This window comes from Streptomyces sp. BF23-19, from assembly GCF_041106355.1.
Classification (GTDB): Bacteria; Actinomycetota; Actinomycetes; order Streptomycetales; family Streptomycetaceae; genus Streptomyces; species Streptomyces virginiae_A.
In genome coordinates this window covers 47,233-56,668 of sequence record NZ_JBGBPT010000009.1, presented here as the reverse complement: position 1 = coordinate 56,668, position 9,436 = coordinate 47,233, and the positions used below count along the sequence as shown (strand labels likewise).

8 protein-coding genes are annotated in these 9,436 nt (G+C 68.5%); 6 read left to right on the top strand and 2 right to left on the bottom strand.

Features of this window, described 5'->3' with window-relative positions:
- The first annotated feature begins 514 nt into the window (after positions 1–514).
- From AB8A24_RS07860 to AB8A24_RS07850, 3 genes are all read left to right on the top strand, one after another.
- Positions 515–874, top strand: a complete 360-nt coding sequence (locus tag AB8A24_RS07860) for a bifunctional 3-phenylpropionate/cinnamic acid dioxygenase ferredoxin subunit (RefSeq protein ID WP_328960638.1) — start codon at positions 515–517, stop codon at positions 872–874.
- Positions 871–2,037, top strand: a complete 1,167-nt coding sequence (locus AB8A24_RS07855; protein ID WP_369475211.1) for an NAD(P)/FAD-dependent oxidoreductase — start codon at positions 871–873, stop codon at positions 2,035–2,037. The genes AB8A24_RS07860 and AB8A24_RS07855 overlap by 4 nt, the downstream gene beginning before the upstream one ends.
- Positions 2,038–2,140: 103 nt before the next feature.
- Positions 2,141–3,274, top strand: a complete 1,134-nt coding sequence (locus AB8A24_RS07850; RefSeq protein ID WP_328960636.1) for an aromatic ring-hydroxylating dioxygenase subunit alpha — start codon at positions 2,141–2,143, stop codon at positions 3,272–3,274.
- A gap of 42 nt (positions 3,275–3,316) precedes the next feature.
- On the opposite strand, the gene AB8A24_RS07845 is transcribed toward AB8A24_RS07850, so the two are convergent.
- Entirely contained in the window at positions 3,317–4,114 is a 798-nt protein-coding gene (locus AB8A24_RS07845; RefSeq protein ID WP_328960635.1) for an IclR family transcriptional regulator, read from the bottom strand.
- A 153-nt stretch (positions 4,115–4,267) separates the two neighbouring features.
- On the opposite strand from AB8A24_RS07845, the gene betA reads away from it, so the two are divergent.
- Together betA and AB8A24_RS07835 are read left to right on the top strand one after the other, a co-directional pair.
- Positions 4,268–5,926 (top strand): choline dehydrogenase, encoded by a 1,659-nt coding sequence (gene betA, locus AB8A24_RS07840; protein ID WP_328960634.1) that lies wholly within the window; start codon positions 4,268–4,270, stop codon positions 5,924–5,926.
- On the top strand, positions 5,923–6,747 hold the full coding sequence (locus AB8A24_RS07835; RefSeq protein ID WP_328960633.1) for a 5,10-methylenetetrahydrofolate reductase: 825 nt from the start codon (positions 5,923–5,925) through the stop codon (positions 6,745–6,747). Before betA ends, AB8A24_RS07835 begins: the two co-directional genes overlap by 4 nt.
- A 112-nt stretch (positions 6,748–6,859) precedes the next feature.
- On the opposite strand, the gene purU is transcribed toward AB8A24_RS07835, so the two are convergent.
- On the bottom strand, positions 6,860–7,732 hold the full coding sequence (gene purU / locus AB8A24_RS07830; protein WP_328960632.1) for a formyltetrahydrofolate deformylase: 873 nt from the start codon (positions 7,730–7,732) through the stop codon (positions 6,860–6,862).
- 219 nt (positions 7,733–7,951) lie between these two features.
- Between purU and AB8A24_RS07825 the strand changes: the two genes are divergently transcribed.
- Complete coding sequence (locus tag AB8A24_RS07825) at positions 7,952–9,421, top strand: aldehyde dehydrogenase family protein (protein ID WP_328960631.1); 1,470 nt, start codon at positions 7,952–7,954, stop codon at positions 9,419–9,421.
- Positions 9,422–9,436: the final 15 nt, after the last annotated feature.

The window sequence follows — 9,436 nt, the reverse complement described above, 5'->3', positions numbered from 1 at the left end:
CTGGCGCGACCCGAACGTCGTCATCGTCATCGGGGGGGGGGGGCCCGCCCCCCCCCCGGGTAGCCCGCCGGGCGTCACCCGCCGATTTCCGCCGGTTCCACCACCACCCGGCTTCGCCCGGCGTCGACGGCTTCGCCCGCGGACTTCTGCTCGGCGGACCGCTTCTCACCGAGAACACCTGGGCGATCCACGGGTGGCGGACCTTGTCGTCGATCCAGAAGAGCCGGTTGTAGTACCCGTACAGGCTCTCGCCCGGCCGGAAGGGCAGGTGGGTGCGCGCATGCGGCATCGACTCCCGGTGTGGTGCGAGTTGGCGAGTTGCGCGATACGCAATTTAGTGCGCATTTGGCCACCGGAGTGACGTGGTGGCGGGCCTGCCGCGCCAAGGCTCGCGGCCCCCTTCTTCGGCTGCCCCGCTGTCCCGATCGGATCCTTGACAAGGTATGGGGCCCCCTCCAGACTGGCGTTGCGTACATCGCAATCCGTTTCGCTATACGCACCGAGGTGTCCCTTGATGATTCCCGTGTGCCGCCTCGCGGATCTGCCGCGAGGCGAGGCCCATCGGCTCGAAATCGACCCGCCCGTCGCGGTGTTCCACACCGAAGACGGCGAGGTGCTGGCCATCGACGACACCTGCACGCACCAGGACGCCTCGCTCGCGGACGGCTGGTTGGAAGGGTGCGAGGTCGAATGCCCGCTGCACGCCTCCAAGTTCGACCTGCGGACCGGGGCCGTCGACGCTCCGCCGGCCAGGCTGCCCGTCCGGACCCACCATGTGGTCGTCGAGGGTGGAATGATCTACGTACAGCCGTCCGAGGCCGCGCCCAACCTGCCTCCCTGTGTCACGGCACGGCTCGCCGGAGGTCCCGCGTGAGGACCGTGGCCGTGGTGGGCGCCTCGCTGGCCGGACTGTCGGCGGCGCGTTCACTGCGGAAGCAGGGGTACGGTGGGCGGCTGGTCCTGATCGGCGACGAGCCGCACCGGCCGTACGACAGGCCGCCTCTGTCGAAGGAATACCTCGCCGGTGGCATGGGTGAGGCGGACCTCTCGCTGGAGGCGGACGGCGAGGATCTCGGCGCCGAGTGGCTGCTCGGCGTACGGGCCACCGGGCTTGACCGCGGCGACCGCTCGGTGCGGCTTGCCGACGGCCGTGCGGTACGGGCCGACGGCATCGTCATCGCCACCGGAGCGGCGGCCCGCACCCTGCCCGGGAGCGACGGTCTGGCCGGTGTTCATACACTGCGAACCCTGGACGACGCTCAGGCCCTACGGACCGACCTCGCCCGCGGCGGGCGGCTGGTCGTCATCGGCGGCGGATTCATCGGCGCCGAGGTGGCCTCGACCGCGTACCGGCTCGGTCTCGATGTGACGGTCGTCGAAGTGGCGCCGACCCCGCTTGCCGGACCGCTCGGTGAGACCATGGGCGGCATCGTCTCCTTGCTCCACGCGGACCATGGCGTACGGCTGCTCTGCGGCAAAGGGGTCGAACAGCTCAGCGGGGCCGGCGGCCGAGTTGACGCAGTCCTGCTGGCGGACGGCCGCCGGCTTCCGGCGGACACGGTCGTCGTCGGCGTGGGTGCCCGCCCGTGTGTCGAATGGCTCGAAGGCTCCGGCATCGTGCTGGAGAACGGTGTCCGGTGCGGCGTCGACGGCCGCACCAGCCTGGCCGGTGTCGTCGCGGTCGGCGACTGCGCCTCCTGGTACGACCCGGCCTCCGGGGCCCACCGCAGGGTCGAGCACTGGACCGGCGCCCAGGAACGGCCGACCGCGGCCGTCGCGACGCTGCTCTCCGGGGGCACGGCGGCACCGGCGGCGCCCAGGCCACCGTACTTCTGGTCCGACCAGTACGGCGTGCGCATCCAGTTCGCCGGGCACGTCGCAGGGTTCGACAGCGTCACTGTCGAGGAGGGAGCTACGGACGACCGCAGCTTCCTCGCCGTCTATCGGAGTGCCGGACACCCGGTCGCCGTGCTCGGGATGGACCAGCCGCGGCTGTTCACGCGCTGGCGCAAGCAGCTCGCCACGGCGAGGTCTTGACGCCGCCGGTCTCGCACCGCATGCTGCGGGCGTTGCCTGCGGTTGCGTATTGCACATTCCGTTGCTTGTCACACAACGACGTTTTTCCCGCGAGGAGTGCCCTGTGACCTCGACCAGCCTGCCGGACAGCCTGATCGCCACTCTCCCCGGCTCCTACTACACCGATCCCGGGATCTTCGCCCAGGAGCAGGAGCGCATCTTCGAGACGATGTGGTTCTGCGTCGCGCGCTCCTCGGAGCTTGCCAAGCCGGGTGCCTTCAAGACCGTGGACGTGGGCCGCGAGAGCATCCTCGTCACCCGCTCGCGCGACGAATCCATTCGCGCCTTCTTCAACGTCTGCAGGCACCGCGGCGCGAAGCTCTGTATCGAGGAGACCGGCGAGGTCAAGCGGGCCTTCCAGTGCCCGTACCACGCCTGGACGTACGACCTGAACGGCAAGCTGGTCGCCGCGCCCAACCTCACCAGGATGCCGGACGTCGGCCGTACCGAGTACGGCCTGGTGGGCGTGCGGGTACGCGAATGGCTCGGGTACGTCTGGGTCTGCCTGGCTGAGAATCCGCCTTCCTTCGAGGACCAGGTCATCGGCGCGGTCCGCACCCGGCTGGGCGACGTGGAGTCCATCGAGCACTACGACATGGCGAACCTCGAGGTCGGCAGGCGGATCGTCTACGACGTCAAGGCGAACTGGAAGCTCATCATCGAGAACTTCATGGAGTGCTACCACTGCGCCACCATCCACCCCGAACTCACCGAGGTGCTCCCCGAATTCGCGGACGGCTACGCCGCGCAGTACTACGTCGGTCACGGCGCCGAATTCGGCACGGACATCAAGGGCTTCACGGTCGACGGCTCGGAGGGGCTCGATCGTATCCCGACCGTCACCGAGGACCAGGACCGCCGCTACTACGCGATCACCATCAAGCCCCAGGTCTTCATCAACCTCGTGCCCGACCATGTGATCTTCCATCGGATGTACCCGGTGGCCGCGGACCGTACGATCGTCGAGTGCGACTGGCTGTATCTGAAGGACGTCGTGCGCGGCGGCAAGGACGTCAGCCGCTCCGTCGAGCTCTTCGATCGGGTCAACCGGCAGGACTTCGACGCCTGCGAGCGCTGTCAGCCAGCGATGAGCTCGCGCCTGTACGCCAAGGGCGGTGTCCTGGTGCCCAGCGAGCACCACATCGGCGCCTTCCACGACTGGGTACGCGAACGCCTCGGCGCCCGGCAGCCGGAGTAACGGCGGCCCGGGCGCCCAGGGTGCCAGGCGTGCGGCGTGCGGTCAGCCCAGGTAGCCCATCCGGTGGCTGATCTCCTCTGCGCCCTTGACCAGTACCGGTGCGAGCTCGTGCATCCGCTCCTCGGTGAATCGGTAGGAGGGTCCGGAGGCGCTGACCGCGGCGATGACCTCGCCGTCCCGGGAGCGGACCGGAGAGGCCATGGCATGCAGGCCGATCTCCAGCTCCTCCAGCGTCCAGGCATAGCCGCGCTCCCTGGCCTCGGCGAGGTTCTTCTCGAGCTTCGTCTTCGAGGTCAGGGTGTGTGGCGTGAGCTTCTCCAGGCCCGCGTCCGCGAGGAGTTCGGCGCGCTGCTTCGCGGGGAGGTGGGCCAGAAGGATCTTGCCGCTGGAGGTGGCGTGCAACGGGGTGAGCTGGCCGACCCAGTTGTGTGCGGTGATGGCGCCGGGGCCGCGCACCTGGCAGAGGTTGATCGCGAACTGCTTCTCCAAGATGGCGATGTTCACGGTCTCGCCGATTTCCTCGGCGAGTCGCTCGCAGACCGGGCGGCCCTGCTGTGTGATGTCGATACGACCGGTGACCGCACCGGCCAACCGTACGATGCCGAAGCCGAGGCAGTACTTGCCGCGCTCGCCCGCCTGTTCCACCAGCCCGCGTGCCTCCAGGGCGCCGAGCAGCCGGAAGGCGGTGGACTTGTGGACGTCGAGCTCCGCGGCCACTTCGCTGACGCCGGCCTCGCCGCGCTGGGCCAGGATCTCCAGCACGCTGATGGCGCGGTCGACGGACTGCACGCCACCGCCCTGCGGTCCCGGGGTCTCGCTATCTGCGGTGAAGTTGCTCATGGTGCAACTATACGCGCGGTAAACAACGGCACGGACGGAAGCGGGAAGGAGTCTCAAGCGAATCAAGTTGCGCGGCTTGCAACCTAGTGCGTATAGCGCTACCCGTACTACCATGCCGCGCATATCGACGACGCGAGCGAGACGAGGCAGACCATGGCCCCCTTGCAGTATGACTTCGTCATCGTCGGCGGCGGTTCGGCCGGCAGTGCCCTGGCCAACCGGCTCTCCGCCGAGCCGGGCAACCGCGTGCTGGTGCTGGAGGCCGGCCGGTCCGACTACCCCTGGGATGTCTTCATACACATGCCCGCGGCGCTGACCTTCCCCATCGGCAGTCGCTTCTACGACTGGAAGTACGAATCCGAGCCCGAGCCCCACATGGGCGGTCGGCGCGTCTACCATGCCCGCGGCAAGGTGCTCGGCGGTTCCAGCAGCATCAACGGCATGATCTTCCAGCGCGGCAACCCGATGGACTACGAGCGGTGGGCGGCCAACCCGGGGATGGAAACCTGGGACTACGCCCACTGTCTGCCGTACTTCAAGCGGATGGAGAACTGCTTGGCGGCGGACCCCGACGACGAGTTCCGCGGCCACGAGGGCCCCCTCGTCCTCGAACGCGGCCCGGCCTCCAGCCCGCTCTTCCCCGCCTTCCTCCAGGCCGTCCAGGAAGCTGGCCACCCCCGCACCGACGACGTCAACGGCTATCGGCAGGAAGGCTTCGCGCCCTTCGACCGCAACGTCCACCGCGGCCGCCGCCTGTCGGCCTCGAAGGCGTACCTGGGGCCCGTGAAGAGGCGGCCGAACCTTGACGTCAGGACACGTGCCCTGGCCACTCGCGTGCTCTTCGAGGGCAAGCGCGCAGTCGGCGTCGAGTACCGGCGACGCCGCGGCAAGGTCCAGCAGGTGCGCGCCCGTGAGGTCATCCTGTGCGGCGGTGCAATCAACTCCCCACAGCTGCTGCAGCTCTCCGGCGTCGGAAACGCCGAGGAACTCGAGCCGCTCGGCATCGACGTCGTCCACCACCTGCCGGGGGTGGGTGAGAACCTGCAGGACCATCTGGAGGTCTACGTCCAGCACGCCTGCAAGCAGCCGGTGTCCATGCAGCCGTACCTCGCCAAGTGGCGTGCTCCTTTCATCGGCCTCCAGTGGCTCTTGCGCAAGGGCCCGGCCGCGACCAATCACTTCGAGGCGGGGGGCTTCGTCCGCAGCAACGAGGATGTGGACTACCCCAACCTGATGTTCCACTTCCTGCCCATCGCGGTCCGCTACGACGGGTCCTCGCCCGCCGGCGGGCACGGCTACCAGGTGCACGTCGGACCCATGTACTCCGACGCCCTCGGCTCCGTGAAGATCAAGAGCAAGGACCCGCGCGAGCATCCGGCGCTGCGCTTCAACTACTTGTCCACCGAACAGGACCGACGTGAGTGGGTCGAGGCGATCCGGGTGACCCGCAAGCTCCTCAACCAGCCCGCGCTCGCCCCGTACAACGACGGGGAGATCTCGCCCGGACCCTCCGTGCAGAGCGACGAGGAGATCCTCGCCTGGGTCGCGAAGGAGGGTGAGACCGCCCTGCACCCCTCCTGTACCTGCAAGATGGGCACGGACGAGATGGCCGTCGTAGACCCGGAGAGCATGCGGGTGCACGGCGTGGAGGGGCTGCGCGTCGTGGATGCCTCCGTGATGCCGTACGTCACCAACGGCAACATCTACGCACCCGTGATGATGATCGCGGAGAAGGCCGCCGACCTCATCCTCGGCAAGGAGCCGCTGCCGCCCTCCAAGGCCTCGTACTACCGGCACCGCGACCCGCGGTGAGAGAGCTGCTGAAGAACGTCCGCTACGAGGTCCTGCCGGCGAAGTCCACGCAGGACAAGGTTCTCGCCCATGTGCCGCGCGATGTGGTGGTGACGGTCACGGCGTCGCCGGTGAAGGGCCTGGAGCCGACGCTGGATCTCGCGACCCTGCTGGCGGTGGAGGGGTACGGCGTCGTGCCGCATGTGCCCGCCCGGCTCCTCAGGGACGGCGCCCATGTGGCGGAGGTCGTCGCACGGCTGCGGGAGGCGGGCGTGGACGACGTCTTCGTACCGGCCGGGGACGCGGATCCGCCCGCCGGACCGTACGAGGGGGCGCTGCCCGTGCTGCGGCGGCTGGGCGAGCTGGGCAGTCCCTTCAGCAGGGTTGGCATCACCGGCTACCCGGAGAGCCATCCGCTCATCGACGACGACACCACCATCCAGGCGATGTGGGACAAGCGTGCCCACGCCACGTACATCGTGAGCAACCTGTGCTTCGACCCCCGCGTGCTGGGCGAGTGGGTGACGCGGGTCCGCCGCCGGGATGTCACCCTCCCGGTGCACGTGGGCGTGGCCGGACCCGTCGAACGTACGAAGCTCCTGGCGATGGCGGCGAAGATCGGTGTGGGGGAGTCGACGCGCTTCCTGGCCCGGCACGCTTCCTGGTTCGTGCGCTTCGCGGCGCCGGGCGGCTATGCGCCGGAGCGGCTGCTGCGGCGCGGCGCGCCCGTGCTGACAGCGCCTTCGGCGGCGGTCGCGGGCCTGCACCTGTTCACCTTCAACCAGATCGCCGAGACCGAGCGCTGGCGACGCGGCATGCTGGAGCGCCTCGACGGTTGCTAGCACCTGCCGGACGGGCTCCCATGGAGCTCGTCCGGGCCGGACCCGGGGCGTAGTCCCAGTCAGGACGGGGGCGGGGTGGGGGAAACAATCCTGTCCGGCGATCGCGTACCGTTCAGCGGAAGACCACCGTGCGGTTTCCGTCCACCATGACGCGGCTCTCGCTGTGCCACTTGACCGCGTGCGCCAGCACCTGCGCCTCCACGTCCCGCCCGACCGTGACCAGCTCGTCCGGGTCGAGCGAATGATCCACACGGACCACGTCCTGCTCGATGATCTGCCCTTCGTCCAGGTCCGGCGTCACATAGTGCGCCGTGGCGCCCACCAGTTTCACACCGCGCTCGTACGCCTGCTGATACGGGCGTGCGCCCTTGAAACTGGGCAGGAAAGAATGGTGGATGTTGATGGCCAGGCCCTCGAGTTGTTTGCACAGGTCGTCGGAGAGGATCTGCATGTAGCGGGCGAGCACCACCAGGTCGATGTCCAGCTCGCGGACCAGCTCCATGAGGCGTGCCTCGGTGTCGGCCTTGGTGTCCTTGGTCACCGGGATGTGGTGGAAGGGGATGCCGTAGGTCCCGGCCAGTTCCTCGAACTCCCGGTGGTTGGAGACGATGGCCGGGATTTCTATGTTGAGCGCGCCGGTGCGCCAGCGGAACAGCAGGTCGTTCAGGCAGTGGCCGAACTTCGAGACCATGATGAGCGTACGGGTCGGGGTAGAGGCGTCCCGAAGAGTCCACGAGATCCGAAATGCCTCGGCGACGGGGCCGAATCGGTCACGCAGATTCTTCACGTCTGTGTCCGGGTCCGACACATCGAAGTGGACCCTCATGAAGAAACGGCCCTGAAGCCGCTCGTCGAACTGCTGGCTCTCCAGGATGTTGCCGGAGTTCCTGACCAAATAGCCGCTCACGGCGTGAACCAGTCCGGCCTGGTCCGGGCACGAGAGCGTGAGGACGTATTCACGGCCAGGTTGCGGTCGAGGGGACATGCACGGCCTCCGTTGGTGCGTATTGCACAACAGGATGAGTGATGCGCAACATGGTCGGCCTGACGTGGCCCTTGGTCAAGGGAGTCGGGGCAGCGGGCCCAGGGGGCGGATCCGCCCGCCGCACCCTCTTGACGAAGGTCACACGTTCGGCCAGGGTGTTCCATCACAAGCAATGCGGTGCATCATGCGCAACGGAACTTCGCTCGAAGGGCTGCGCTCGTGGCAGATCTGTATCTGGACGGAGAATGGTGCGATCCGGTTGCCGGAGGTCACCGGGAGATCCGCTGCCCCGCAGACGGCACGCTGGCCGCGGTCGTGTCCGAAGGGACGCGGTCCGACAGCGGGGCCGCGATCGCCGCGGCCCGCCGGGCATTCGACGAGGGCCCCTGGCCGCGCACCCCAGAGCGGGAGCGCGGCGCGCTGCTGTTGCGCACCGCCGATCTGATCGCGCGCGACGCCAAGGAGTTCGCCCGCGCCGAATCGCTGGACACCGGCAAGCGGCTGGTGGAGAGCGAGTACGACATCGCCGATGTGGTCTCCTGTTTCCGCTACTACGGCGGGATCGCGGGTACCAGCGCCGGCCGGGTGATCGACACCGGGCGCGACGACGCCGTCAGCCGCGTCACCTACGAGCCGGTCGGTGTCTGTGGGTTGATCACTCCGTGGAACTACCCGCTGCTCCAGGCGTCGTGGAAGGTCGCCCCCGCGCTTCTGGCCGGAAACACGATCGTTCTCAAGCCGAGTGAACTCACTCCCTCCACATCGATCCTGCTGATGCGGGTACTTGAGGAGGCCGGCCTGCCGGCCGGCGCCGCCAACCTCCTGCTGGGCACCGGCCCCGAGGTGGGCGCATCGCTGTCCGAAGACCCCGCCGTCGACATGATCTCCTTCACCGGCGGCCTGGACACCGGCCGAAGGATCATGGCCACGGCCGCCGCGACCGTGAAGAAGGTCGCCCTCGAACTGGGCGGCAAGAACCCCAATGTCGTCTTTGCCGACGCCGATTTCGATACCGCTGTGGACTTCGCCCTCACGGCCGTCTTCCTGCATTCCGGGCAGGTCTGCTCAGCCGGTGCCCGCCTGATCGTGGAGGACTCGCTGCACGACGCCTTCGTCGACGAGGTCGTGCGCCGCGCCGGGCGCATCCGTCTGGGCGGCCCCTTCGATCCCGAGGCCGATACGGGACCGCTGATCTCCGCACAGCACCGGGAGAGGGTCGAGGCGTATGTCGCGGCCGGCCTCGCCGAGGGCGCCGTACTGCGATGCGGCGGCAGCCGCCCGGAGGACCCCGCGCTCGCGGAAGGCTACTACTACCCGCCGACCGTGCTCGACGAGTGCCGGCAGGACATGCGCGTGGTGCACGAGGAGTCCTTCGGACCCGTGCTGACCGTGGAGCGCTTCAGCGGCGAGGACGACGCCGTACGCATCGCCAACGACACCGAGTACGGACTCGCCGGAGCCGTATGGACGCAGGACGCGGGCAAGGCCCAGCGGGTCGCGCGACGGCTGCGCCACGGCACGGTGTGGATCAACGACTACCACCCCTATGTGCCGCAAGCGGAATGGGGTGGCTTCGGACACTCGGGCGTGGGCCGGGAACTGGGACCGACCGGTCTGGACGAATACCGCGAGCCCAAGCACATCTGGCAGAACATCCAACCCCGGCCGCAGCACTGGTTCCGCGGCTGAACGCCGAAGAGAGGT

Bases quoted from the DNA above. Each gene is read 5' to 3' on its own strand.
- AB8A24_RS07860 (WP_328960638.1), top strand. From the start codon at position 515: ATGATTCCCGTGTGCCGCCTCGCGGATCTGCCGCGAGGCGAGGCCCAT.
- AB8A24_RS07845 (WP_328960635.1), bottom strand. From the start codon at position 4,114: ATGAGCAACTTCACCGCAGATAGCGAGACCCCGGGACCGCAGGGCGGT.
- betA (WP_328960634.1), top strand. From the start codon at position 4,268: ATGGCCCCCTTGCAGTATGACTTCGTCATCGTCGGCGGCGGTTCGGCC.
- purU (WP_328960632.1), bottom strand. From the start codon at position 7,732: ATGTCCCCTCGACCGCAACCTGGCCGTGAATACGTCCTCACGCTCTCG.